Source organism: Paraburkholderia kururiensis JCM 10599 = LMG 19447, from assembly GCF_003986935.1.
GTDB classification, from domain to species: Bacteria; Pseudomonadota; Gammaproteobacteria; order Burkholderiales; family Burkholderiaceae; genus Paraburkholderia; species Paraburkholderia kururiensis.
Window position 1 is genome coordinate 115326 of the sequence record NZ_RJZE01000020.1, and the last position, 23141, is coordinate 138466.

General features: G+C 60.4%; 27 protein-coding genes. 8 read left to right on the top strand and 19 right to left on the bottom strand.

Features of this window, described 5'->3' with window-relative positions:
* Positions 1-272 precede the first annotated feature (272 nt).
* Positions 273-1364, bottom strand: coding sequence for a hypothetical protein (locus PKKP23_RS23415; protein WP_126878606.1), 1092 nt, complete (start codon positions 1362-1364; stop codon positions 273-275).
* Positions 1365-1710: 346 nt separating this feature from the next.
* Here PKKP23_RS23415 and PKKP23_RS23420 point away from each other — a divergent pair, with 346 nt between their 5' ends.
* The 3 genes from PKKP23_RS23420 to PKKP23_RS23430 all read left to right on the top strand — a co-directional run bounded on the left by PKKP23_RS23420 (position 1711) and on the right by PKKP23_RS23430 (position 3478).
* Positions 1711-2319, top strand: coding sequence for a DarT ssDNA thymidine ADP-ribosyltransferase family protein (locus tag PKKP23_RS23420; RefSeq protein ID WP_126878607.1), 609 nt, complete (start codon positions 1711-1713; stop codon positions 2317-2319).
* 6 nt (positions 2320-2325) lie between these two features.
* Entirely contained in the window at positions 2326-3018 is a 693-nt protein-coding gene (locus PKKP23_RS23425) for a DarT1-associated NADAR antitoxin family protein (RefSeq protein WP_126878608.1), read from the top strand.
* A 109-nt stretch (positions 3019-3127) separates the two neighbouring features.
* Entirely contained in the window at positions 3128-3478 is a 351-nt protein-coding gene (locus tag PKKP23_RS23430; RefSeq protein WP_126878609.1) for a hypothetical protein, read from the top strand.
* Here PKKP23_RS23430 and PKKP23_RS23435 read toward each other — a convergent pair.
* Both PKKP23_RS23435 and PKKP23_RS23440 read right to left on the bottom strand, forming a co-directional pair.
* Positions 3475-3750 carry a hypothetical protein gene (locus tag PKKP23_RS23435; RefSeq protein ID WP_126878610.1) on the bottom strand — a complete coding sequence of 92 codons (276 nt, stop codon included), beginning with the start codon at positions 3748-3750 and terminating at the stop codon, positions 3475-3477. The genes PKKP23_RS23430 and PKKP23_RS23435 overlap by 4 nt on opposite strands.
* Positions 3751-3756: 6 nt before the next feature.
* The gene (locus tag PKKP23_RS23440; RefSeq protein WP_126878611.1) at positions 3757-4041 is read right to left on the bottom strand and encodes a hypothetical protein; all 285 of its coding nucleotides are present in this window, start codon (positions 4039-4041) and stop codon (positions 3757-3759) included.
* 129 nt (positions 4042-4170) lie between these two features.
* Between PKKP23_RS23440 and PKKP23_RS23445 the strand changes: the two genes are divergently transcribed.
* Together PKKP23_RS23445 and PKKP23_RS23450 are read left to right on the top strand one after the other, a co-directional pair.
* On the top strand, positions 4171-4752 hold the full coding sequence (locus PKKP23_RS23445) for a hypothetical protein (protein ID WP_126878612.1): 582 nt from the start codon (positions 4171-4173) through the stop codon (positions 4750-4752).
* A 3-nt stretch (positions 4753-4755) separates the two neighbouring features.
* Positions 4756-5682: a Kiwa anti-phage protein KwaB-like domain-containing protein gene (locus PKKP23_RS23450; protein ID WP_126878613.1), complete on the top strand. Its 927-nt coding sequence runs from the start codon at positions 4756-4758 to the stop codon at positions 5680-5682.
* A 290-nt stretch (positions 5683-5972) separates the two neighbouring features.
* On the opposite strand, the gene PKKP23_RS23455 is transcribed toward PKKP23_RS23450, so the two are convergent.
* Genes PKKP23_RS23455 through PKKP23_RS23470 form a run of 4 tightly spaced genes read right to left on the bottom strand, consistent with a single transcriptional unit; the run spans position 5973 to position 11666 of the window.
* Entirely contained in the window at positions 5973-6584 is a 612-nt protein-coding gene (locus PKKP23_RS23455; RefSeq protein ID WP_240659110.1) for a suppressor of fused domain protein, read from the bottom strand.
* A complete protein-coding gene (locus tag PKKP23_RS23460) occupies positions 6565-8208 on the bottom strand; it encodes a PAAR-like domain-containing protein (protein WP_126878614.1) in 1644 nt (547 codons plus the stop codon). Before PKKP23_RS23460 ends, PKKP23_RS23455 begins: the two co-directional genes overlap by 20 nt.
* Positions 8201-9544, bottom strand: coding sequence for a DUF2169 family type VI secretion system accessory protein (locus PKKP23_RS23465; RefSeq protein ID WP_126878615.1), 1344 nt, complete (start codon positions 9542-9544; stop codon positions 8201-8203). The genes PKKP23_RS23460 and PKKP23_RS23465 overlap by 8 nt, the downstream gene beginning before the upstream one ends.
* A 10-nt stretch (positions 9545-9554) precedes the next feature.
* Complete coding sequence (locus PKKP23_RS23470; protein WP_126878616.1) at positions 9555-11666, bottom strand: type VI secretion system Vgr family protein; 2112 nt, start codon at positions 11664-11666, stop codon at positions 9555-9557.
* 132 nt (positions 11667-11798) lie between these two features.
* On the opposite strand from PKKP23_RS23470, the gene tssF reads away from it, so the two are divergent.
* A complete protein-coding gene (gene tssF / locus PKKP23_RS23475) occupies positions 11799-13676 on the top strand; it encodes a type VI secretion system baseplate subunit TssF (RefSeq protein WP_126878617.1) in 1878 nt (625 codons plus the stop codon).
* Positions 13677-13684: 8 nt separating this feature from the next.
* Here the strand turns inward: tssF and PKKP23_RS23480 are convergent, their stop codons facing one another.
* The 3 genes from PKKP23_RS23480 to PKKP23_RS35085 all read right to left on the bottom strand — a co-directional run bounded on the left by PKKP23_RS23480 (position 13685) and on the right by PKKP23_RS35085 (position 14976).
* Complete coding sequence (locus PKKP23_RS23480; RefSeq protein ID WP_126878618.1) at positions 13685-14257, bottom strand: hypothetical protein; 573 nt, start codon at positions 14255-14257, stop codon at positions 13685-13687.
* A 19-nt stretch (positions 14258-14276) separates the two neighbouring features.
* Positions 14277-14654, bottom strand: a complete 378-nt coding sequence (locus tag PKKP23_RS23485; RefSeq protein ID WP_126878619.1) for a DUF3592 domain-containing protein — start codon at positions 14652-14654, stop codon at positions 14277-14279.
* Positions 14655-14757: 103 nt separating this feature from the next.
* Positions 14758-14976 (bottom strand): AcrVA2 family anti-CRISPR protein, encoded by a 219-nt coding sequence (locus PKKP23_RS35085; RefSeq protein WP_477627949.1) that lies wholly within the window; start codon positions 14974-14976, stop codon positions 14758-14760.
* 50 nt (positions 14977-15026) lie between these two features.
* On the opposite strand from PKKP23_RS35085, the gene PKKP23_RS33800 reads away from it, so the two are divergent.
* Positions 15027-15455, top strand: coding sequence for a hypothetical protein (locus PKKP23_RS33800; RefSeq protein ID WP_161978134.1), 429 nt, complete (start codon positions 15027-15029; stop codon positions 15453-15455).
* A 110-nt stretch (positions 15456-15565) separates the two neighbouring features.
* On the opposite strand, the gene PKKP23_RS23495 is transcribed toward PKKP23_RS33800, so the two are convergent.
* The 5 genes from PKKP23_RS23495 to PKKP23_RS23515 all read right to left on the bottom strand — a co-directional run bounded on the left by PKKP23_RS23495 (position 15566) and on the right by PKKP23_RS23515 (position 18734).
* A complete protein-coding gene (locus PKKP23_RS23495; protein ID WP_017772353.1) occupies positions 15566-16231 on the bottom strand; it encodes a DUF799 domain-containing protein in 666 nt (221 codons plus the stop codon).
* A 10-nt stretch (positions 16232-16241) separates the two neighbouring features.
* On the bottom strand, positions 16242-16613 hold the full coding sequence (locus tag PKKP23_RS23500; protein ID WP_017772352.1) for a DUF4810 domain-containing protein: 372 nt from the start codon (positions 16611-16613) through the stop codon (positions 16242-16244).
* Positions 16614-16716: 103 nt separating this feature from the next.
* Positions 16717-17403, bottom strand: a complete 687-nt coding sequence (locus tag PKKP23_RS23505; protein ID WP_026120954.1) for a CsgG/HfaB family protein — start codon at positions 17401-17403, stop codon at positions 16717-16719.
* A 102-nt stretch (positions 17404-17505) separates the two neighbouring features.
* On the bottom strand, positions 17506-17724 hold the full coding sequence (locus tag PKKP23_RS23510) for a hypothetical protein (protein ID WP_126878620.1): 219 nt from the start codon (positions 17722-17724) through the stop codon (positions 17506-17508).
* A 119-nt stretch (positions 17725-17843) separates the two neighbouring features.
* Positions 17844-18734: a LysR family transcriptional regulator gene (locus tag PKKP23_RS23515; RefSeq protein ID WP_126878621.1), complete on the bottom strand. Its 891-nt coding sequence runs from the start codon at positions 18732-18734 to the stop codon at positions 17844-17846.
* A 182-nt stretch (positions 18735-18916) separates the two neighbouring features.
* On the opposite strand from PKKP23_RS23515, the gene PKKP23_RS23520 reads away from it, so the two are divergent.
* Positions 18917-19642: a pirin family protein gene (locus PKKP23_RS23520; RefSeq protein WP_017772349.1), complete on the top strand. Its 726-nt coding sequence runs from the start codon at positions 18917-18919 to the stop codon at positions 19640-19642.
* Between the two features lie 155 nt (positions 19643-19797).
* On the opposite strand, the gene PKKP23_RS23525 is transcribed toward PKKP23_RS23520, so the two are convergent.
* From PKKP23_RS23525 to PKKP23_RS23540, 4 genes are all read right to left on the bottom strand, one after another.
* Positions 19798-20589 (bottom strand): ABC transporter substrate-binding protein, encoded by a 792-nt coding sequence (locus PKKP23_RS23525; RefSeq protein WP_126878622.1) that lies wholly within the window; start codon positions 20587-20589, stop codon positions 19798-19800.
* Between the two features lie 147 nt (positions 20590-20736).
* Positions 20737-21594: a carbon-nitrogen hydrolase family protein gene (locus PKKP23_RS23530; RefSeq protein ID WP_126878623.1), complete on the bottom strand. Its 858-nt coding sequence runs from the start codon at positions 21592-21594 to the stop codon at positions 20737-20739.
* A gap of 11 nt (positions 21595-21605) precedes the next feature.
* Positions 21606-22760, bottom strand: coding sequence for a pyridoxal phosphate-dependent aminotransferase (locus PKKP23_RS23535; RefSeq protein ID WP_126878624.1), 1155 nt, complete (start codon positions 22758-22760; stop codon positions 21606-21608).
* Between the two features lie 170 nt (positions 22761-22930).
* A complete protein-coding gene (locus PKKP23_RS23540) occupies positions 22931-23125 on the bottom strand; it encodes a hypothetical protein (RefSeq protein WP_017772345.1) in 195 nt (64 codons plus the stop codon).
* Between the last annotated feature and the right edge of the window lie 16 nt (positions 23126-23141).

Here is a 23141-nt window from a genome sequence, read left to right on the forward strand (position 1 = left end):
CGCGCCCCGTAGCAATAACGCCGCATTTTGCGTCGAGACAGGCATGCGAGCCAGACGATACGCCTTGGCCGACCCGGCGGCTCCGCGATGCCCGGCAGGTGCACAAGGCAGCCCGAGTTCCGCCTAGCTCCCTACGCCACACAGGACGCCTCTGGCAGCCTCCCCGTGTAGCTCCGGCTGGCGTACAGCCTTTCCATCACACCCCACAGTTTGCTCCCTCGGGTCTTTCCCTCAGTCTCACACCCAACGCTCAGTCAACATCGAGCCAAGCCTCAGTTGTCACTGGCTATTGCAGTGAGATAGCCGGACAGCTCAACCGGGGTTACGAGTACGCTCACACCGTATAGCTGATCCAACCGGATCTGTGCAGCTCTCAGGGTATTGCGCGTGGCCCGGTCCACAAGCAGTGCATCACAGTGCGCTATGGCCTGCGCCACCTGATGATGGTCGGGCAGATCGTTATCACGCAGTCGCTGGTTTCGCATCCACCGGATCTGGGCATGGAGCGCAGCATGTGTGTAGAGTGCCGGCAATCTGCGACGCCCTTCGTCAGTCTGCAACGCCTCCACAAGCCACGCGACAATCGCTGCCTTCTCCACCCGTTCGTCTGGCGACTCCGCCACGATCTCCGGGATGCCCGATGTGATCAACTGACGAACAACATGCCTGCGAACGCGCGCGTGCGTCACGTTCGCCGCCAGCTCGGCTACCGCTCGGCACTCAACGCCCAGCAGCCTGTCAAATCTCGAAATCTCATCGACATGCGCCCAATTTCCCGCATTCAGTCTTTCAATGGCGTCCGAGACGTCGATGCCCGGCAAGTGACCAGTCGCTTCGATGAGGCGACTGACAGGCGTATTCCACACCTCATCAAACGCCCTCTCGAATGCAGGTAAGCCCTCAGGCAACGACACGTCCAGCTCAAGCAAGCTCGGACGCATAAACGTCATGCAGCCTTTTGTCCAGATCACACGCCGCGGCTCATAACCGTCCACCCGGCGTCGCATCTCGGAGTCGACCTCAGCGAGCAGTTGTTCGTCGGGTGCACAGAAGCCAATGCCCAAGCTCAGTTCGTCCAGCAACTCCGCCGTTGCCAAACGCGTAGCGGCATCCGCCTGCGACACCACCTCTGAAATTGTCGTCATGGTCGTCGGACAGAATATCCGGCCAGCAGCGACAAGCTGGCGAAGCAGCTGCAATACAGGAAGCCACGCAATTTGCGTCGCATCGCCGCTGACTGCCCGACGCAGATGAACCCACGCCCTCGTGTCAAGGAAGAGCGCTTTCCTGCCGAGCAACGCGTCGGCAAGCTCTTGGTCACGTTGCAAACAGTATTCGGTCAGTAAGTCGTATCGGGTAATCAATTTACTTCCAGGTCAGGCCAACCGGGATACGCAGTTGGCGTCCGGGGGCGTTTCAATACAACTGGCAATTCGAAGCCCAGTCGTCTTCATCTTTATCCCGGACTTCGTTTCCGCGGGTCATTGTATAACCCTACTAGGCGCCTATCCCGTGAGAGAAGACCAATCAATCACGAACTCGCGCCGAATATGCTAATTGCATTAAACTGGATTCGAATTTAACAATGTGATTTTTCATGCCGCTCTTCGCACTGCGGTAGTCCCTGATCGCGCCGGGGGTTTTCCCAATCTATTCTGATATTGCTCGCGAAGCAGCGATCAATAACCACAGAGCCTGAGAGAGATCAGCATGCAAACTTTCGTCGCCACACGAGGCATCCCGAGCCTCCTTCACTTCACCCGTCTTGCCAACCTCCCCGCCATCCTCGCCAACGGCATCGTGCCGCGCCACACACTAATCGAAGGCGGGGTTCCTTTTGAACACAATGACGAAATCCGGCTGGACGGGCATCAAGATGCCAGTTGCTTCACCATCGGATGGCCCAATTACAAAATGTTCTACACGGCGAGGTGCAACAATCCTGGCGTGAAGTGGGCCGTCATCGAGTGCTCATCTTCGATTCTTTGGGAGAAAGACTGTATCTTCTCCGCCGAGAATGCAGCCAGCGGTACAGCGCGTGCCGTGCCGGATGTCGTTCGTCGCGGCGTGCCAGGCATCAGCGCCATGTATGCAGAAACCATCGGCAAACCTACGCGAGCCGAGATGGGCCTGCCCGCCCACTTTCCCACGAATCCGCAAGCCGAGGTCCTGGTGTTTGGCGTGGTTGAGCCACGTTACTTTCTGCACGTGCATATCGACGACTGGCAGTCACGTCAGGCATTCGCAGCCGCGCACGCGACGTTATCATTCAGGGGCGGCTGGGAAGGACCGCGCGCCGATTATCAACACTGGAGATAATTTTTGATGGCCACCCGACCTGTGTTCGTTCCTCGTACCTCCCACATAGGGGTGCGGGAAGTAACCGTCGATTTCCAGTGGTTCGCCGGCATGGCGCTGTCACAGGCACAGAAGTCCATTGCATCCCTGCACGCCCACGCCGCAGAAGTCGGGCTCCATGATTTGCTCGAAATTTCGAGCAAATCGCCCGACGAGGACGGCGTTGCACTCAGTGCATTTAACCTTTCCTTCACCACCCTAAAATACAGCCGGACGTTCTCCGTCGAGATGGCATTCCAGGCGAGCAAGGTGTTCGAACGCGGCGGCCCTTACAAGGACCTGCTGGAAACCGATTCGCGAACTGCCAAACGGGATGAGCGACTGAAAGCATCAGGTCGCCTCGTGAAGTTCATTTTCATGCAGTCGGAATTTCCCCTGCAACCGACAACATACTTTTACGACTGGCTGTACATCAACGCCCTCGCGAAGAATCGCCACCTGTGGGGTACGTTGAAGAAAGCGGGAGGCTTCACCGATATCGCGTTCAATCCGGCAAAATCCCTGAATTGTCAGGCGTTTTCCGCAGCGCTCTTCGTCAGCCTTGAGCGCGCGGGCAAACTCGATGAAGCGCTCGCATCCCCACAGTCATTTCTGGAAGCCACGCGAGATGCTTATTGTGCGCCTGAACGGGATCAGACCCCGCGCTCCTTGTTTTCGTGATGCCGAGCATCGCGAGAGCACCGATACTTACAGTAAATCTCCTCTGCAGCCGGAATTATTAGCTCTTTAGTCAGTATCCTGCGGGCCAGAACTGCGACACCGATCGCATATGGCCAATCGTGAAGGGTACGAACGGCAGACCTCCGCGACTTCTTTGGACGTGAATATCCGCCTGAATCGCTTCCGTAGGACGGAGAAGCGCAGCAGCCGGCCGCCAGTCACCGCGCGCTCATTCAGCGGGCCGACAGCGGCGACCAGCGAGCGCAGCTTAAACACGCGCAAGAGCATGGACGACAGGCCGTCGCGCGCGAACGCTCAGCGCTTGCCGACCTGCATCGGATCACGCGCGAAGCTATTCGGCTGCGACAAAGCGAAGAACGACGACATTTGCGCGACGCTTGCAACGAATGTCGCGACGCCGTGTGGGCAGACAGGCCTACCGGGCTCGCCGCGTTTCTAGGCCGGGTTACTGGCATTTCGCATCTTCAAGAAAAGTTGCATCGCTATTGCGACAGACAGGAAACGCGCGCTTATCTTGAGTATCGCAGGCAGCTCCACGAGCGCCATCGAACGGAGCAAAAAGAATTCCAGTTGCGACTCTCGGTCTAGGCTCGCGGGATCGAACGCCGCAGTGCCACCCTCGACCGCATCGAGCGCCGCGAACTCGCCGCCTTCGAAAGTGACAACCAGCGCCTCGCCCTCCAGCGAGAACGAGTCGACGAAGGAGCGCATATCCCGTCAGTCCAACAACCCGGCAGCAAACAGAATGAGAATGCCGTTCCGGATGTTCTGGCCGCCTTTGACGGCGGAGGCTCGCGTCGGAACGAGATCCCGGACCTGCTGAACGCGTTCACGCGAGCCGCACAGGGCAACGCAGCCCGACATACCTCCGGCGACGATGTGCGTCTGGTGGACAATGCCGGGCACGGGAGCCGTCATCGCCGGACAGCCCACCGCCGGGGCGTGACTGGGACCGCTGACCGCCACGTGTCCCGGCTCGCTCTGCACTGCCCAAATGCCCATTGAACATCCTGACCGTCCGCGAGCGCCGTTGACCGTTGCCAAGAATAGCGCTGATAGCCTTCACAGCGTAAAATTCACGTCGAGATCATCAAATACCATCATTCAACGCGTGAGCGGATCAGGACAGGAATGCAAGTCAGGCTAATACCGTCCGCACTACTTTTTCTCGGTTCATATTTTCCTCTAAGCGTGATCCTGTTGCTTCAGGATATTGCCGATAAGAGCTGGGCCAAATCACTTTGCTGGTCCTTGAAGGATTGCGAACTGCCGGTCTTAACCAATCCTGGAAGATCACTGACGTTTTTCATTATCTGTCTTGTGAGCCTTCTGTTCTTTATCTGGGTTCTCAACCGGATTCCTGGAGTACATGAACTCACGGTTAAAGAATCAAAGACAGTTCCGAACGATCTGATCAACTACGTCTTTCCCTACGTCGTATCATTCATGGGACTGGATCTCGGGAGCAGCGGAAAATTTTATGGGTTTATTGTTTTTCTGGCGTGGATGTTTCTGATCACTTACCGGTCAGGCCAGATTCTGATGAATCCACTTCTGCTTGCCACGGGCTGGCAACTTTACGAGATCAGTGCAGACATCAACGGCAATAGCAGAAGCGTAATTGCGCTGTCCAGATCGAAGATATATTCTGGTGACAAGCTGAAATCATGCGTTGTGCAGGGTGTCTACGTATTATCAAAATTCAAAGAGTAAATTATGGCCGCTAATGAAGCTCTGGCAAGTATTAAAAATTTTAACGTCGCTGACGCATCCCTGACGCTATGGACGTTCAAGAAGAGCGCCGGAAAAGGCGGGCCTTTCAAGGCGTTCGCCACCGTAACGACCGGCGAGCTTACGGAAGAACTCAAACGGATTGTCACTGATACGCTCGCGCGCTATCAGGAAGTCGAAGACTATCAGTTGCTGGCGCAGCCCAACGAAGTCGGGTGCCTGTATCTGGAGGGAGACGAAACGACGTTTCCGCAGCTGCAGGACCAGATTGACCTGCCACCTGAAGAGCATCTGATTACTAACGTGAAGCAGCTGGAGAACAGCGCCGGGTATGTAGTTCGGCTCCAGACGGAGAAAGAGGTGCTGTACGGAGTCCGGCGGCTCGCAAGTGACTGGCGCGTGAAGAGGCGAGCGTCGGTTGTCAATCTGGTGCTGAACGGAAACCAGCTTGACCTTGCGGGCGATGAATCCTTTCAGATTGCGAAAACATTCGATTTTTTCGCGACGAAAACCGATCTTCTGATCATCAACAAGGCCAGTTTCGAGTCGCTGCTCGAATACAAACAGACGTATGCGACCTCCTTCGTCGAACTCCAGCAAAGCGACGAATTCAGGGCGGTCTTTTCGAATATGGCGCTGCTGATACAGCATGTCGGAACAAATGCGATGCACCTGCGGCGCATGGCCGTCGTGCACGAACGGGCCCACTATGCCAATCCGCAGTACATGCAGCGGCTTCGCGATACGAATGTGGCGCGGAACTGGCAGATTCAATTCGATAATCAGGGTCGCATCGTCCCGACCGAGGACACGATCCGGACGATCATCCAAGTCCTCCTCAACCATCGCCTCCACTCGGAATTGTCCGAGACGGACTTCGACGTACCGTCCGCAAGTCCCGTCGGAGGGTAGCCGCTCTCGCCCACACAATCCGCACAACCGGAGACCGAACATATCTGGTCAATCTGGAGAATGGTCGTAAGCGCTAGTTTTCACGCACCTAGCTTCTGCGTTTGAGAAGGTCCACGATTGCGTCCGCAACCCTGGTGGGTCAGTTCTGCGTGAACATCAACCCACGCTGCATCTCTACGTGTCGCCTGACGACGAGTTTAGCCAAAGAAAAAGCCCGCTCTCGGCGGGCTTTTTCTTTGGCGTGAACCGGAGTCGGGCCGGCTTAAACGGCTTTGCAGGCCGACGCCACTTTATTGCAACGAAGATCGATACAAATCAAAAACATCTACGTTCGCTTGTTCAAGCAAATCTTCAAATTCACTGTCCCCGCGCGTACGAAGGATCTCAAGTTCGGCACCAGAAATAGGGACTCCTTGCAACCAATTGACTTTCTCTCCGCTTTCCAAGTCAAGTTGCTTGAAATGCCCGTCATTCCACAAAAACGGTACAGTCAAATACAGGTGAGGGACTAATGTGTCGCTGTAGTACTCTGCGACATACCCTTCCAGCACGCTCCCTGGCATCACCGCCCGCCGTGATCGCATTAGCGCAAAAGCAGCAGATGCAAGCACATTAGGCCACTGCTCAATATCAGCGGGCATCGAACCACACAACTCAACACGAGTACCTAACTCCCTCTCGCCCCCAAGAGCAGTCTTAAATAGACCTATCGTGCTGTAGGACACGAGACCGGGGTCGGGTGAGTCCACGACTGAGAGTACGTCAACAGCCATCGGCAAGTCATCGTGTAGATATTCCTGCACCTTGGGCTTACCGCCGAACACCGACAAGGCGTGTCGCCCCACGGCTTTTCGACCAGCAGAAATTGGCCCTTTTGTCATGTCACGGTCCGAAATAGTCATCCGTCAAGTCTTCGCCTACGTGACTACGATTGGACGAAGGAAGCTCAGGTCGATAATGGCTGGGATCATTATACTCATCAAGGAACTGTTTGCGCGTGAGATCACGTTCTGCAGCGCTGATAACGTGTTTTCTATACTCGAGCCCAGGTTTGTGCCCCATGTCCCAAGGGTTATCAGGGTTCATTTCTTTACCAGTCACCGGATCCCGCACCTTTCCATCTTGGCTATTCTTCTTGGCGTCTTCCCAAGCCTTTTCCCGGACACCCCTGCGGAACTTACCTCTCTTATAGCGTGGATCTTTGGACGGCTCGACCTTAACTCCATTGCCTGCGGGTTTTGCTTCAGCAGGCTTGACCACTTTAGACCCGTCTGCTGCCCCTTCCGCGACTTCAGCCCCCTTGGCCGTCGCGGCCCCCGCCTCCGCAGCCTCCCCGGTTTTTCCTGCCGCACTCGCGACGTCCGCCACTTCTCCAACCTTGCCAGCTACATTTGTCGCTTCACCCATCTTACCGGCAATGTTGGCGGTCTCACCGACCTTGCCAGCCACATTCCCGACTTCGCCGACTTTGCCGGCCGCACCGACGCCGCCAACAAACAAGCCGCCGATGTCGACCGCGCCGCGCCCCAGCGCTTCGCCATAGTTTCCCTGGCTCCACGCCTCCATATACGGCTTGGTGATGCCATCGACGATCGCGCCAGGATGATCGTAGATCGCCTGCGCCGTCTTTCCGGCTGAGTCCAGCGTCTGCGAATACCCGTGGTAGTCGTATAACCCTGTCAGATCAGACAGACCCTCAGCAGCCTGCGACACTGGCGATAATTTGGCCGCTCCGACCGCCAGCCCGCCCAAGCCCTTCGCCATGTCCCACACCGCACCGCCGGCCCCCTTGAAGAACCCGCCCACCTGATGCATGACCCCCTTCCCGGGTGGCGGATTAGCATCCCCCACGACGTTCCCGCTCGCATCCACCGAGCTTCCCGGCGCGGGCGCGGTTACGTAAGTGCCCGTACAGTTGCCGGAATTCATTGTGCAAGGGTCACCGTCACGAATAACCGGATGGCCGCCTGCGCGAACCGTCGTGCTGCCCTTCGTCGGCCTGGTCTCGCCTCTCACGGTACCGGAGCGCACCCCATCGGCCGAGCCCGCTTCGTCGCCCGTACATGTCGGGACCACACTTTGATCGAGCACGTACGCCGGCTTTCCGTTGAATCGCACGCTCGGCACGATGCCCGATGACCCGCTTAGATCCGAGATGACCTGATAGGGCACCGGCGGCGTCGAACTGCCCATCGGCGTCTTGCAGACATCAGGCGTGCTACTGACGGCCTTGAAGCTACCGTCCTGTCTCGACGCAATCCGATTGCCCGTGGAGAAATGATCGGACGGTTGCGCCTTATCCTGCGGCTTATAGACGCCAGTTTCAAAGCGCCTTTGAACTGACTTCCCCGCCTCATCAAATATATCCCGCAGGTCGGGACGGTCGCTCCACGGATTCGGTGTGTTCCATAACGCATCCAGATTCTTCACCGCGTCGCGGGCCTGCTCGACACTCTGGATGTTGAAGTGCTCACGGAAAACATCGCCCGCGTCACCGGTAACGGTAATCTCCAACGGTTCAGCCATGTTGCGCTCGCGTCGATCGGATCGAAGTTACCGGCGAACCTGCAGCAAGTCGTTCCAAGTCGGCATGGTTCACAAACCTTGCCTCGAAACGCCGCGCACGCACGGATTTCATCAGCGTTGCACGCCACACCAACGTCACCACGGGCGTCGCCGCATCCGACACGTCGACAGACAACGTATCGAGCAGCAGCGGCGCGAACTTGAGCGACTGGTCGGTGTAGACCCATCCCATCGGTAGATGTCCTGGCAAGGCGATGCGTAGGATCGCATTGCCACGCTCATCGACAGTCGATCCGGGTGTGCCGGCGGGAACAAGATTCGTCAGCACGATCATCTCGTTACCCTTCAGGTGCGACACCTGCATCAGCGGATGCGCGCCGTTCCAGTACCTGAACTGAAAATCGTCTGGCAAGCCCGGATGGTGCTCAGCGAGCCACTGGTCATCGTAGGTGCCAGCAAGCTCACGCCTCGATCTCCACGCTTTCCCGACGATACCGAAGCCCGCCGGATGCAGCGACGGATGCGCCTGCCCATTCAAAGCTGCCAGCCATCCTTGTATCGAGATGGGTTCATTGCTGGCTTCAATCTGCGGAGCAGCGACCCTCTGCTGCTTCGTCGCGTTAAGGAACCAACGTTCAGCAAATCCCAGACCGACCGGATTGTCTTCGCAGGCCGTATGCGCCACCGGAACGTTATCCTGATTGGGATGCGCAGCCTGCTGTTTGTCATCGAGCCGGGATGCCTTCGACACACGTTTCGCAGCCGGATCCTGCGCCTCGATCCGGCACTGCCCACCCCACGCGTATTCGTAACGCACGGGCAGCGCGGCGATCGGTTCGGGCAGCGTCAGACGCCAGTCGACGGGACGCACAATGCCGAGCGACGCGATCTTCACGAGTCGATTCATGCTTCGACCAAGCATCGAACACCGAGCAAAGTACCTTTGGCCTGTCACGGACAGCCTGCGATCCAGGAGGACTTTCGTGGTCGGCACACCCGCGTCGTCGTCGGATCGTACGGGCGCCGACACAATCCGGACGCTGGCCGTGAAGCGCGGCACCGGCCGCCCCTGCGGCGCCCATGCCATACCGTTGATCAGCACATCGCAAAACGGCTTGTACGGCGCGAGATCGCTTTCCTCCGCCACGCTGGACTGGTTGGGTTCGCCGTAAAAGCGGTCAGACGTTGCGAGCGGTTTTTGCTGCTGCGTCAACACCAATGAGCCGTTGCGCAACTCATAAGTCTGCCGGAGCACAACGGTATGGAACGCTGCGCCGTCTGGCGCAAAGGACTCGAACGCCAGTGCCGGGAAAGGCGTGTGATTGGAGAATTCCATCGCAGCCCCGTCAATTGATGTCGACGTCCTTGCCGTTGATCTGTACAGGTCCGGAGCCTTCGATCAGCAACTGTGTGCCTCGCAGCGTGATGTGCCCATTGCTTTCCAGAATGAGTACAGCGTCACCGGTCTTCAGCTCGATCCGGTCGCCCGCCGTGATCGTATAGGTCTTGCCCACCATCGTCGTTTTAGAAAGACCCACCTCTTCGGCGCTCGCGAGGCCCGCCGACGTATTGACCGCCCCGGCCACCGTCACCTGGTATCCACCGCCCACTGTCAGCGCTTTCGCCAGTCCGACTGTCTCCGTCGACGTCAGCGCGATCACCAGGTTCTCCATCCCCTCGATTGTCTCGTTCCGGTTGCCGCCGACGGTCAGCGTCTCGTTGTTCCCGACGCGTTCCGTACGGTCCACACCGATCGTAATGGTCTCGTTGTTGTCCACCGTCTCGGTGCGGTCGTGGCCAACGTGAACGGTCTCGTCGTGATCGACATTTTTCGTTCGATCGTTACCGACCCAATGCGACTCGTCGTGTTCGACCTCGATGCGCTGATCCTTCTCCGCGTGCAGCCAGACTTCTTCTTCGCCCTTCTTGTCCTCGAAACGGATCGCGTTGGCGGTGTTGACGTTGCCGCCCTTGGTCGACCGGCTCAAGATGCCGCTCTGCGTCGCGTTTGCCGGCAAGGTCCACGGTGGCATGTTCGCCGCGTTGTAGACGCGCGAAATGATCAGCGGCCGGTCAGGGTCCCCGTCCAGGAATATGACAACCACCTCGTCGCCGATCCGGGGGATGTTCACCATCCCGAAACCACCGCCCGCCCATGGCTGCCCCACCCGCACCCAGCACGAACTGGACTGATCGCTCTGGCCGCGCCGGTCCCAATGGAACTGCACCTTCACGCGCCCCAGGCTGTCCGTATAGATTTCCTCGCCCTTCGGGCCTACCACCGTCGCGGTCTGCGGGCCGATGATCGACGGCCGGTCTGTGGTCAAAGGCGGGCGATACTGAATCTTCTTGCGGATACAGTTGAAGCTGCACACATAGGTGGCCGCACCTTCGCCTGCCTGATAGTTGTTGGAGCCGGAGTGCACCACGTTCATCAGCAGAAACTGCCGGTCTTCAGGTCGCGCCTGTTCATGATCGTAGTGATCATCGAGCTGGAAATAACGGCCCGGCATCAGACGCCGGTTCGCTGTTGTACCGCTGAAAATCTTGCTATGGGCAGCAAGCGCCTGTGTCCGGAAACGGGCGAGTTCCTCACCGCGGTCGCTGTTCGGAAAACCGTGCTCACCGACGTAGTCGTAGATCTCATACGACGGCACTTCGCCCTGATCCACGCCCGAACTGCTTGCGGCGAACCGGCGCGCACCCGGAGCCTTGTAGTCGAACGTCTTGAGGCCCACCTTGTCGGTCTCCAGTTGCCGCCTTGCGGTGAACGATTTCACCACAGACAGTTCGTCGAGCGGCTCGCCTTTCGAGTACTGCAGGACCGGGCTTGCCCCGTCGATGGGCCTTGCGGCAATGGAGTTGTCGGTCACGATGAGTTTGTGGCCGTCCTTCGCATGCTCGAAGTAGTAGAACAGGCCATCCTCCTCCATCAACCGCTGCGCAAACTCGAGATCCGGTTCCCTGTACTGCGTGCAGTAGCTGCGGTTCTGCGTCGGCTTCGACAGACGGAATTCGAACGACGCCAGGCTGCCATATTCGCGAAATACCGTGGACAGAACATCCTGCGTTGTCTGCTCCTGAAAAATGCGGATGTCCTGATGACGGGACAGCATCCATATCCACGGCTTGATGGTCGCGTGATAACGCGTAAATCCACCGTCGGTATCCAGATGCGAAAATGACACCACATAGCCATGAAAATACCGCGCGTCCGAACTTGCGATTGCGTCCGTCACTTGCAGCGTGATCGTCACCGGTTGACCGATCATTTTCTTCAGCTCGATGGACCGGTCCTGTGAAGCCAGTTGCACATCGATATGAAACAGATCGGACAGGCTTTCGTTGCAATGAAAATCGACGAGCACCAGTTCGGAACGCCCCTTCAACGGAGTCTGAATGGTGAACAGACGGTTGCCCTGAAGTTGAAAGAAGCTCGCAATATCGGACATTTGCATGACAGCCTCGGCGCGCCGGAAGAAGTGCCGATCTTACCGTCAGATGAATTTAAAATGCTAGCTCGCTTCTCCAACCTTGGCTTATTTAACTAAAATCCCGGCTTGATCCGAACCCAATAATGACGGAGTGCGATGGACGAGCTGCTGCCGCATTATGAATACGAGCTCGGTCTGCTGGCGCACGGGCTGACAGAGTTCGCCGGTCGCTACCCGAAAATCGCAGCGCGACTCGGCATGCGGGGCGGCCATGCAGACGATCCGCATATCGAGCGGCTGGTCCAGACCTTTTCGTTCATGGCCGCTCACCTCGATTCGCGGCTTGCAGACGACTATCCGGAACTGACGGAAGCGCTACTCAGCATCGTCCATCCGCAATATCTGCGCGGCGTGCCGGCCTGTGCCATCGCGCAATTCAATCCCGCACCGCTGCTGGGCAAACTCAGTGCGCCATTCAATGTCCCGCGCGGCACGCCGCTCGACGCACGGGCTGCACCGTGCCAGTTCCGGACAATCTACGACGTCACACTCGCGCCGTTGCACGTTGACGATGCCCGATATTCTCCCAGCACCATCGCGCCCTCTGCTGTCCGCTTGCCGGAGGATGCAACAGGCGTACTGTCGATTACCTTTGTGTCGCTCGCGCCGTCGGGACAGTTCGATTCGTCTATCCCCGATGGCCCGATCCGGGTTCATCTTTCCGGAGAACGGCCACTGGTGGCCGCCCTCGGCGATGCGCTGCTGTTACGCAGCGCGACCGCGTTCGTCGAGGTCAATCGGGATGGTCGGTGGCGGGCACTCTCGAAGGTGCCTTTGGAGGCGGCCGGCTTTCGCGACGATGAGCGCCTGCTGCCAGACGGACCGAACAGTGCCGCGCTCCCGTTTCGTTGCCTGATCGAGTACTTCGCGTTTCCGGATCTGTTCGACTTCATCAATATCGATCTGGGCCGGATGCGCCGGGGAGTGCATGCAGCCGACGCCCGCTCGCTCACATTGCACGTGGTGTTGCGCGACACGGCCGCGGCGTCCACGGCGGCCCGAACACTGGACTCGCTCGACGCACGCGCGTTCAAACTCTTCTGTACTCCAGTCATCAATCTGTTCCAGCGGGCGGCCATACCAGTCCAGCTCACCGAAGCCGATACCGCCTACCCGGTCACGCCCGCGCCACTCGAAGGCACATCGGCACTCGACATTTATTCGATTGATGCGGTGTATCTCAGTGAACGGACGGACGCCGGCAAGAAAGACGCCCCAGTCACCAGGTCATCACATCGCGCGACCGTGGCGCCGTATCGCGCCTTTGGACACGCGGCAGGAACGCACCAGGACTCAGTCTACTGGCTGGCCTTTCGCGACCGGGACGCCGCGCTCATCCCGAACCGAAATCCGTGGCGACTGTCATTCGTCGGCGTGGACGGTGAACGCGCACGCCCCATGTTTCCGCAGGCAGAGGTCGCTATGACCGTCACGAACGGCACCCTGCCATCCCGATTGCCGATAGGGACGCCGCAGGGCGATCTGCTCAACGAAGGTGCGGCGCTCGCGTGCCCGATAACGCTATTGACGCGCCCGGCCACACCGGCAGGATTGCCACGCGGCAACTACACGCTCTGGCGTGTACTGGAAGCGCTGTCACCGCATCCCTTCGATCTCACCCGATCCGGGCTCGGTGCGTTGAAAACCCTTCTTCGCCTGCACGCCCCACGCTCCGCGACCGTCGCGCAACGCTGCATCGATGCAGTGGTGGGGCTGGACTACAAGCCGGCCATCAGATGGATGGCGCTCGGCAACCAGTTTCCGTCGTTCGTGCGCGGCATCGAGATCTTCCTGTCGATCAACGAAGCCGCCTTGCGCGACGTAACCTTGAGCGTGTTCGGTCGGGTACTGGACCGGCTGTTTGCCCCTTACGCGCCAACGAACGGCTACGTACAGCTCGTCATTCTGGCCGCCGGAACGAGCCGCGTTCTACTACGCTGCAACGCCCAGCCGGGAACCCAGCCATTGATCTAGCGCCGCAATCAGTGAAGGTAGCCGGCCAGTATGCCGACGCTGCCGCCAGCCTGAAAACCCACGGTCTGACCGCGCATGAGCAGAACTGCAGGCGCCTCCGAAATGGCTTGCTGCAGCAGCCAGCTCAACCCGGGGGCTGCGAGCCCTGCGGCCAGCAGGGCCGGGTTCATGCCGAGCAACATAGCGTCACCCGCCCAGCCATAGATGGCCGACAGCGACCCGTCGACGTAAATCGTTCCGCCCTGAAAGTCCGATCGCGACAGCTCGCTGCCGCGAAACGCGTTCGTCATGTAGATGGTCCCGTAACTCGGGAAGTCGAGCGTGGAACCGCCCGCCCCGACGCTGCGGCCGCGAATCGGCGGCAACTTGAGCTCCGGCGTCGAGAGCCTCGGCAGTTTGATTTTGGGGATCTTCAGGCCCACGCCGATCCCGACGCCGACACCGCCGTAGTAAAAACTCTGGTCATGTCTGTCCGGATCGGTCAGTACGATCGTGCCACCCGTTGCCATCACAATCTCGACACTCAGGCCGCCGCCCGCCCCGGTGGAATAGGTCCATTTACTCAGCCTCAGGAATGACATGCGCTCGCCCCAGTTCCGATTACTGCCGCGACGGGAGGTTTATTAATCCCAACATGATGAAACCTAATCCGAATACAGCAAAAAAGACGGCATTCCCCCAAATCGCATCGAACCGGTCAATCCTCGCGGTGGGAAGCGGATTATCGGGCAGATAACGCACCAACGGCCGGTCGCCCACAGCCATTCTGGACACAATCCCGCCCTGCGGATACGAGACATGCTCGCCCGCCCTGGTCACGAACTCGATTTCGGGATGGAACCCCCCCGCGTTCAGCCGGACCACTTCGCCCGGCACGACGATGGACGTTCGAACGAATTCACGGGTGGACTGGATATTTATCACTGTCATGATCAGAAAACCAACGCCGATCACGATAGCGGCTACAGCCTTGAACATAAGTGTTCTCGCTCATTCGTCAGATAGCAGGCGGATCATACAACGGGAGCCTGCAGTTGAATCAGCAATCCCGACAGACGATCCAGCGGCTCCGCGCAGCAGGCTACAACCCCAGCCTGTCTGGACGAACGACGACCGGGCCAATGAACACCATCTTGCGCAGCGTCGAGTGTGGGCCGTAGGGTTGCATCCTGAAATGCGGCCGTCGCCAGTGACCACGCTTCTCGTATTGTGGCGTTGAGAAGTCCGCTTCAGCCGGAGCCGCACTTTCCCAGTCAAGCACGGCGGGACCCACGATATGCCGATCGTAGAGATATTCGATCCCGGCGAGCCGTTCCCTACGCTTGCGTTGCCCTAGGCCCCTGAACTGTCTTGACGCATCACTTACGCACGATCAACAACTACCCGCGCGTCGCGAACCTTCTGGTACAGAAGCAATTCAATTGCGTAAGCGGAGACAAGTCGCCAATGGGAACGGTCCGCGTCCAGTTCGCCATCCTGCGTGGATATGTGAACATCATCGTCGAGAATTTGCTGAATCGTTTTGTTTCGATCTGCCAGAGGGTAATCGACGAACTTGATTCGGATATGATCGCTTCCAAATTCCTGCCACGACACGAGCGACAGCCGTTCATCCGAGATTGCGGCGTCGGTCCCGCGACGATGGAACAATGTGATGACGCGAATACCGTGCCGGCAACCTTCCCATTCGGGACTGGGAATAATTCACATCGCCGGAGCCGGCAGTTGGACCATGCCAATCGGCACGTCGTCAGCAATGTATGCGCTGTCTTCGCCTAACCCGGAGGGAAGCGCGCGAGCCCACCCTTCAAACAGCGCGGAAACTCTTCGTAAAGCGAAGGGCGGCCGCCGCGAGCAGGCACTTCTTTCTGCCCGCGGCCTGCACTTCTTTAATCCGTCCCGTACTTCGGCGACCGCGGCCCATACAGCAGCCCGTTCGGCGGTCCCGCGTGCAGCAGCCGATAACTCGTCACGCCCGCAATATCGTGGCTCTTGTCCGTGAGCGAGTTGGCAATCTGCTTGATTGCAGCGGTCACCAGCATGCCGATCAGGCCGCCGCCGCTATTGTTGTTGCCCTCGTTGCTGCTCGCGCTCGCCGCGCCCTGCCACAGCACATCGCCAGTCTTGAGGTCCACGAGCTTTGCCCCAGCCGTCACGACGGTGGCGCTATCCAGCACGCGGTACACCGTGCCGAACTGCGTCACCTTGCAGTACAACGCGGCGTCGGCGCCGAAGATCTCGCGCAGCTTCGCGGGCGACGTGGCCTGGATGTCGGCCGCGGTCGTAAGGCCGTTCTGCTTGAACGTTTCGTCCATCACGGCCACCGGCACCACGTAGTAGCCGGCTTCGGCGAGCGGCATGGTCATCTGCGAGAGCATGCTGTTCGTCGCCTGCACGTCGGCCGTTTCGTTGGTCGGCGGCAAGACGAGAATGGAACGCGGACGGCTGTTCTTGAACGCGGTGTAGTCCGCGTGCTTCACGGGCTGCGCGCAGGCGGCGAGCAGGGCGAGCGTCGAGAAGGCAAACCAGAGTTTGAGAGAAAGGAACTTGGACATGGTGGCGCGCTCAGGGTTGTTTCGGTTTCTTCATCAGGAAGTCCATGTAGGTCGAGGACTCCGGAAAGAGCTCTTTCTCGGCCTCGAACTCCTGCATGGCCTGCGTGTCGTTACCGACGTTCGCGTACAGCATGCCCAGTTGCGCGTGAAAGCCCGGCGGCGGCGTGTGGCCCTGGCCGCGAATTTCCTGCAATGACTTCTCGAGCGAATCGATCTGCGCCTGCGGTGCCTTGTCGCCCTTCAGGTAGTCGTAGACCGCGGGCTGATAGCCGTTCCATTGGTAGAGCGGCGGCGGACCGTTCGCGACGCATCCTGTGAGGAGCATCGCAGCAGCAGCCGTGGCCGGCAGGCAGATTCCCCGTATCGTGCCGATGTACTTCATTGGTAACCCCGTCTTCGTGGTTGTTGTCAGTGATTGATTCTTCCGGGACGCACCGAGGTGCGCCCACGGCGCGCCGAATCGCGCCCAACTGCTCTTACTGCCCTTACTGCGCCGCCTTCAACGCGCCCGCATCCACCTGCTCTGCGAGATGATTGACGGCTTCCTGGATGGCAAGCTCAAGCACCTTGCCGTTGAGCGTGGAGTCGTAGCTCGCGGTGCCGCCGAAGCCGATCACCTCGCGGTTCGACAGGCTGAATTCGCCCGCGCCCTGGCTCGACGCGACGACTTCGGACGTCGTGGTGTTCACCACGTTGAGGCTCACCTTCGCGTACGCCACCTGGTTCTTGCCGCGGCCCAGAATGCCGAAGAATTCGTGGTCACCCACTTCCTTGCGGCCGAACTCGGTCACGTCGCCGGTGATCACGTAGTTGGCGCCCTTGATGGCCTGCCCCTTCTTCATGAAGCCGGCTTCCTGGCGGATCTCCTCGAGGTTGTCGCGATCGAGCACGTTGAAGCGCCCGCTCTGCTGCAGCGACGTGATGAGGATGGTCTTGGCCTGGCCGCCCAGACGGTCGATGCCGTCGGAGAAGATGCCGCGCATGTAGCTCGAACGGTTATCGAACTTGCCGACGGCGATGCCCACGGGCTTGCCGGTGGCGGGCCGCTGCGCACTCGTGACGGGCGGCACGGGCAGTGTGCGCGACGACTCGGTGGCACATCCGCCCAGCGCCACGGCTGCGACAGCAGCAGCGGCGGCAAGCGTGATCCCGCAGGTTTTGAAGAGCTTCATTATTTCTTCCTCGATGGTCACGAAAACAGCAATGGTCAACACGCGACGCGCGACACCACGGCCGTGCGAAAGCACGCCGGCAAACGCGGACGCGTGAAAGAACTAGAGCGCCTGGAAAGGCAGGGAAACGTTGGGGACGCGGTAGCGGCGGTGCGCCGGCCGCGAGGCATGCAGCGCGCGCGACGACGCGCGGCCCGCTGCGGTCTTATGGTGATCTGCTCGATCTGCTTGATCTAACCGGACGGCGATCGTTTTTTCAACGACCGTGACCGTCATTCCCCGAAGCCCGGTGGGCTTGAACCCGTTGGTGCGGTGGTTCATTTTTATAGTAGAAGCCTGTTTGTAACAGGTTGTAATCTACCGAAATTTGCAATTAGCTGCGACCAAACTTCGCAAGAAATGCATAAATACGACAAATTATGCAATGCGCATCACAGGCATCACAGGCCGAGCCCGCGGGCAAACCGCTGCCGCAGAAACTGGGTGAAGGCGCGAATCGTGACGGCGCCCTCGCGGTGCTGCGGGTACACCGCGTAAAGCGCAAGCGGAGGCGCGACGAAGCTGTCGAGCACTTCGATCAGTTTCCCGCTGCCCAGCGACCCCGCCACGATGAACTCGGGCAGCAGCGCAATGCCGAGCCCCGCCACCGCTGCATCGCGAATCACCTCGCCGTTGTTGGCGCGCAGCGGCCCGTGCACCTCGAAGGTCTGCCGCGCGCCATCCACGACGAAATCCCACCCCGAGCGTCCCTCCTGCCCATACAGCAGACAGCTATGGCGCGCGAGGTCCGCAGGTTCAGCCGGTAGCCGGTGCCCCGCCGCATAGCCGGGGCTGCTGCACGCCACCATCCTGATCTCCGCGAGCTTCTGCGCAATCAGCGTGGAGTCGGCCAGGGTGCCGATGCGCAGCGCCATGTCGAAGCCCTCGCCCACCACGTCCACTACGCGGTCGCTCAGGTCCATGTCCACGCGCACGTCCGGGTTCGCGCGCATGAAGTCGGCGATGAGCGGCGAAAGATGGACGGTGCCGAACGACATCGGCGCGCTGATGCGCAGGAGCCCACGCGGATCGGCACGACGCGACGACATGGCCTGCTCGGCGTCGGCCACGTCCGCGAGGATGCGCTTGGCGCGCTGGTAGAAGTCGTTGCCCAGGTCCGTCACCGCGAGCTTGCGCGTGTTGCGCACGAGCAACCGCACGCCCAGACTCGCTTCGAGCGCCATCACGCGCCGGCTCACGAACTGCTTGGAGAGTTGCAGCCGGTTGGCGGCGGCCGTGAAGTTACGCGCCTCCACGGTCGCCACGAAGATTCGCAGGTCATCCAGTTGCATGGTGCCGTCCGGTTCGGTGTCGAGAAGGCTGGCTGCGCGGCGCGCCGCTTTGTCCACCACAACGCGACAGTGATTCACATTTGATGGCGATTATATCTACATGGATTGACCTACACTGCCTTCACTGCTTCCGACAACGACGTCGTCGCTGCCGGCCCAGAAACAGATCACCGGAGAACGTCATGCTTGAAATCAGACATGCCAGCGAACGCGGTCGCGCCGAACACGGCTGGCTCAGCTCGCGCCACACGTTTTCGTTCGCCAACTACTACGACCCGAAGCAAATGGGCTTTTCGGACCTGCTCGTGATCAACGACGACCGCGTCATGCCGGGCCGCGGCTTCGGCAAGCATCCGCACCGCGACGTGGAAATCTTCTCGTACGTGCTGGAAGGCGCGCTCGAACACAAGGACACGATGGGCAACGGCTCCGTGATCGTGCCCGGCGACATCCAGTTGATGAGCGCCGGCACGGGCGTGGCGCACAGCGAGTACAACCCGTCGGCTACGGACCGCGTGCACTTCCTGCAGATCTGGATCGCCACGCAGAAGAACGGTGAAACGCCGCGCTACCAGCAGCGCATGTTCACGCCCGAAGAGAAGCGCGGCACGCTGCGCCTCGTGATCTCGCCGGAAGCGAGCGGCGAGTCGCTGCAAATCCGTCAGGACACGCGCGTCTATGCCGGTCTCTTCGACGGCGACGAACGCGCGGAACTGGAGCTTGCCGCTGAGCGCTACGCCTACGTGCACGTTGCACGCGGCAGCATCGAGGTGAACGGTGTGACGCTGGGCGAAGGAGATGGCGTGCGCATCCGCGACGAACGCAAGCTCACGTTCAGCGGCGGCAAGGACGCCGAGATTCTCGTGTTCGACCTGCGCAACATCGAGGTCTCGGACTTCTGGGGCTGATGCGCCCGTAGGTAAGTAAATGAGCGATGGCGCGGTACGCAACGTACCGCGCCATCGCTTTGTCGTTTAGCGGGGCCGGCCGAGGACCGCAACCAGCGCCCGGCCCGGCAGTGCGCTTCGCCGGCTTATCCGCTTTGTTCGCGCTTTGTCCGCGCTTATTTCACCGACACGTCGATGTCGCCGAAGTACTTGCGGGCCAGCGTCTTCACGGTGCCCTCGGCCTGCACTTTGGCGATGGCCGCGTCGAGTTGCTTCTTCAGCGCCGCGTCGCCCTTGCGGATGCCGAACGCGATGCCGCTGCCCAGAATCTTGTCGTCGCGCACGGGCTGGCCGACAAACGCGAAGTCCTTGCCGTCCGGACGCGAGAGGAAGCCCGTTTGCCCCGCCGGCGCGAGCACGAGCGTCGCGTCGAGGCGCCCTGCCTGAAGATCCGCATACACCTGGTTCTGGTCCTGGTACGGCACCACCGTCACGCCCGCGTTCTCCCAATGAGCCTTCGCGTAGCTCTCCTGGATCGATGCCTGCAACACGCCCACGCGCTTGCCTTTCAGCGATTCAGCCGTGGGCAGCAGGGCGCTGTCGCGGCGCGCGATCAGTTGCGTCGGCACGCGGTAGATCACGGTGGTGAAGTCGATGGCTTCGCGGCGCTTTTCCGTGGCATTCATGGCCGAGTTGATCGCGTCGAACTTGCGGCCCTGCAACGCGGGAATCAGGCCGTCGAACGAGGTTTCCACCCATTTGCAGGTCAGATGCGCCGCGCCGCACACCGCGTTGCCGATGTCGATGTCGAAGCCTTGCAGTTCGCCGTTAGGCCCCTTCGATTCGAACGGCGGGTACTGCGCTTCCAGGCCGAAGCGCAACACCGAATCCGCAGCGAACGCGCTGACTGAGGCAGATGCCGAGGCGAACGCGCATGCAAGCACGAGCAGTTTTCCGAGCAACTTCATGGATGATCCCCTTTCGTCTGTTTCGTCTGTGATGTGACGCCGCTTGTGGACGTCCATAAGCGATGCGCGGAAGTGTCCGCGCCGCCCTGTTTTCCAACCTCGTGCTTCCAAACTCGTGGTTGCCGGCGTTCATGCCGACCTGCCCGATCATGCGGTGGGTGCCACTTCCGCAGGCGTCGCAATGCGCCGGTGTTCGAGCACCGGCAGGCGCGCGCGCACGGCGTTAAGCGTCTCGGCGCTCAGCGTGGCAAGCGCCACGCCGGGCCCATCCGCGTGGCACGCCAGCACCTCGCCCCAGGGCCCGACGATCATACTGTGACCAAAAGTTCGCCAGCCATTGGGATGGGTCCCGCACTGGCCCGACGCGAGCACATACGCCTCGTTCTCCACGGCACGCGCTCGCAGCAGCAATTCCCAATGCGCGAGGCCGGTGGTGTGCGTGAACGCCGCAGGCACAGCGATGATGTCCGCAGCCGGCTTCGCACGAAAGAGTTCGGGAAAGCGCAGGTCGTAGCACACGGACATGCGTAGCATCCCGAACGGACCTTGCGCGGTGCCGATCGCGTCGCCGCCCACCATCGTGTCGCCCTCGGCGTGCTGTTCCGCGCCCTGGTTGAAGCTGAAGAGGTGAATCTTGTCGTAGCGCGCCGTGCAGGCGCCCGCCGGGTCGAACAGCAGCGACGTGTTGTACGCGTGCGTGTCGCGTTGCTCGCCGCTCGCGGGACGAATCGGCACAGTGCCGCCGATGAGCCACGTCTGCGTGTCGCGCGCAAGATCGGCGAGCGCGCGTTGAATCGGCCCGTCGCCGAATGTTTCGGCCAGCTTCACACGCTCGTCTTCGCCCACGCCGATCCAGCAGAAGTATTCGGGCAGGCAGACCAGCGTGGCGCCGCGGCGCGCCGCCTCTTCCACCCAGCGGCGTGCCTCGGCCAGGTTGTGTGCCACATCGGCCGTGCTGCTCATCTGCACGACCGCTGCCGTCGTTGTGCCTTGCATGGCGCTCATGCCGCGCTCCCTCAGATTTCGCACAGCCGCCGCGCGCCTTCCAGCAGCGTGGCGTCGTCTTTCGAAAAGCTCAGGCGGATCAGGCCGGAGTCCGTGCCATCGGTGTAGAACGCCGACAGCGGAATAGTGGCCACGCGGGCATCGCGAATCAGGCGCAGCACGAAGTCGCTGTCGCGCTCGTCGGAGAAGTGGCGAAAGCGCGCGAGCATGAAGAAGCTGCCTTCGCTCGGCAGCAATTCGAAGCGCGATCCGGCCAGCGCGTGCGCCAGCAGATCGCGCTTGCGTTGATAGAACGCGGCGAGGTCGAGGTAGCTCGCCGGGTCGGCAAGCGCCTCGACGAACGCGTACTGCATCGGCGTGTCCGCGGAGAACACCATGAACTGGTGCACTTTGCGGATCTCGTCCATCAACGCCGCAGGCGCGAGGCAATAGCCCACGCGCCAGCCCGTGACGTGATACGACTTGCCGAACGACGACACGATCACGCTGCGTTCGGCGAGTTCGCGGTGGCGCGCCATGCTGTGGTGGCGAGCGCCGTCGAAGATCACGTGCTCGTAGACCTCGTCCGCGAGCACCACGATGCCCGTATTACGCGTAACGGCCTTGAGCCGCTCGATGTCGGCGTCGCTGAATACCGTGGCCGTGGGGTTGTGCGGCGTATTCACGATAATCATGCGCGTCTTCGGCGTGATCTTCGCGGCCACTTCGTCCCAGTTGACGCGGAAGTGGTCGGTGGAAAGCTTGATGGCGACGGGCGTGGCGCCCTGCAGCCGCACGATGGGCGCGTAGCTGTCGAACGAGGGTTCGAAGTAGATCACCTCGTCGCCCGGATGCACGAGCGCGCTGATGGCCGAATACAGGCCCTCGCTTGCGCTCGCGATCACCGTGACCTCGGTAGCCGGGTCGTAGCGCGTGCCGTAAAGCTGCTCGACCTTTTCTGCGAGCGCGTCGCGCAGCGCGCGCACGCCTGCCATCGGCGCGTACTGGTTGTGGCCCTCGCGCATGGCGCGCGTCACGCCGTCAACCAGCCTTGCATCCGGATCGAAATTGGGTGCGCCCTGCGAGAGGTTCAGCGCGTCGTGTTGCGCGGCGAGCTGGCCAATCACCGTGAAGATCGTGGTACCGACGTCGGGCAGTTTCGAGCGAATCTGCAAGGCGCTCTGCATGGGGCTTTCTCCATCTGACAGGATCTGCGGCCGGCCTGCGCGGCAGGCGGCGCCTCGATCCGATGGTAGCGATTAAGCCCGATCCACCCTGCGCCCACAATCGAAACTTCGTCATGCGGGCCATGCATTTACATCATGGCGGCGGCGCTCACAGAGGCGCCGCGTCGCATTCACTGCAACGGCCGCCCTTCGATCTGTTCATACAGAACGTTGCCCTCGTCGTCCTCGAAGCGCTCCACGTAATTGCGTGCGCCGCACAACGGGCAGCGGAATAGCAGGCCTTGCCCTTCGTTCTTGATGACGACATCGGACAGCTCCCACGGCTGGCCGCAGGACTGGTTTCGGCAGACAAACTGGCTGGACATGCTGGGTTCTCCTGGC

Coding starts and splice junctions, on each gene's coding strand:
- PKKP23_RS23420 (WP_126878607.1), top strand. CDS start 1,711: ATGCAAACTTTCGTCGCCACACGAGGCATCCCGAGCCTCCTTCACTTC.
- PKKP23_RS23425 (WP_126878608.1), top strand. CDS start 2,326: ATGGCCACCCGACCTGTGTTCGTTCCTCGTACCTCCCACATAGGGGTG.
- PKKP23_RS23430 (WP_126878609.1), top strand. CDS start 3,128: ATGGCCAATCGTGAAGGGTACGAACGGCAGACCTCCGCGACTTCTTTG.
- PKKP23_RS23435 (WP_126878610.1), bottom strand. CDS start 3,750: ATGCGCTCCTTCGTCGACTCGTTCTCGCTGGAGGGCGAGGCGCTGGTT.
- PKKP23_RS23440 (WP_126878611.1), bottom strand. CDS start 4,041: ATGGGCATTTGGGCAGTGCAGAGCGAGCCGGGACACGTGGCGGTCAGC.
- PKKP23_RS23445 (WP_126878612.1), top strand. CDS start 4,171: ATGCAAGTCAGGCTAATACCGTCCGCACTACTTTTTCTCGGTTCATAT.
- PKKP23_RS23450 (WP_126878613.1), top strand. CDS start 4,756: ATGGCCGCTAATGAAGCTCTGGCAAGTATTAAAAATTTTAACGTCGCT.
- PKKP23_RS23455 (WP_240659110.1), bottom strand. CDS start 6,584: ATGACTATTTCGGACCGTGACATGACAAAAGGGCCAATTTCTGCTGGT.
- PKKP23_RS23460 (WP_126878614.1), bottom strand. CDS start 8,208: ATGGCTGAACCGTTGGAGATTACCGTTACCGGTGACGCGGGCGATGTT.
- PKKP23_RS23465 (WP_126878615.1), bottom strand. CDS start 9,544: ATGGAATTCTCCAATCACACGCCTTTCCCGGCACTGGCGTTCGAGTCC.
- PKKP23_RS23470 (WP_126878616.1), bottom strand. CDS start 11,666: ATGCAAATGTCCGATATTGCGAGCTTCTTTCAACTTCAGGGCAACCGT.
- tssF (WP_126878617.1), top strand. CDS start 11,799: ATGGACGAGCTGCTGCCGCATTATGAATACGAGCTCGGTCTGCTGGCG.
- PKKP23_RS23480 (WP_126878618.1), bottom strand. CDS start 14,257: ATGTCATTCCTGAGGCTGAGTAAATGGACCTATTCCACCGGGGCGGGC.
- PKKP23_RS23485 (WP_126878619.1), bottom strand. CDS start 14,654: ATGTTCAAGGCTGTAGCCGCTATCGTGATCGGCGTTGGTTTTCTGATC.
- PKKP23_RS23495 (WP_017772353.1), bottom strand. CDS start 16,231: ATGTCCAAGTTCCTTTCTCTCAAACTCTGGTTTGCCTTCTCGACGCTC.
- PKKP23_RS23500 (WP_017772352.1), bottom strand. CDS start 16,613: ATGAAGTACATCGGCACGATACGGGGAATCTGCCTGCCGGCCACGGCT.
- PKKP23_RS23505 (WP_026120954.1), bottom strand. CDS start 17,403: ATGAAGCTCTTCAAAACCTGCGGGATCACGCTTGCCGCCGCTGCTGCT.
- PKKP23_RS23510 (WP_126878620.1), bottom strand. CDS start 17,724: ATGAACCACCGCACCAACGGGTTCAAGCCCACCGGGCTTCGGGGAATG.
- PKKP23_RS23515 (WP_126878621.1), bottom strand. CDS start 18,734: ATGCAACTGGATGACCTGCGAATCTTCGTGGCGACCGTGGAGGCGCGT.
- PKKP23_RS23520 (WP_017772349.1), top strand. CDS start 18,917: ATGCTTGAAATCAGACATGCCAGCGAACGCGGTCGCGCCGAACACGGC.
- PKKP23_RS23525 (WP_126878622.1), bottom strand. CDS start 20,589: ATGAAGTTGCTCGGAAAACTGCTCGTGCTTGCATGCGCGTTCGCCTCG.
- PKKP23_RS23530 (WP_126878623.1), bottom strand. CDS start 21,594: ATGAGCGCCATGCAAGGCACAACGACGGCAGCGGTCGTGCAGATGAGC.
- PKKP23_RS23535 (WP_126878624.1), bottom strand. CDS start 22,760: ATGCAGAGCGCCTTGCAGATTCGCTCGAAACTGCCCGACGTCGGTACC.
- PKKP23_RS23540 (WP_017772345.1), bottom strand. CDS start 23,125: ATGTCCAGCCAGTTTGTCTGCCGAAACCAGTCCTGCGGCCAGCCGTGG.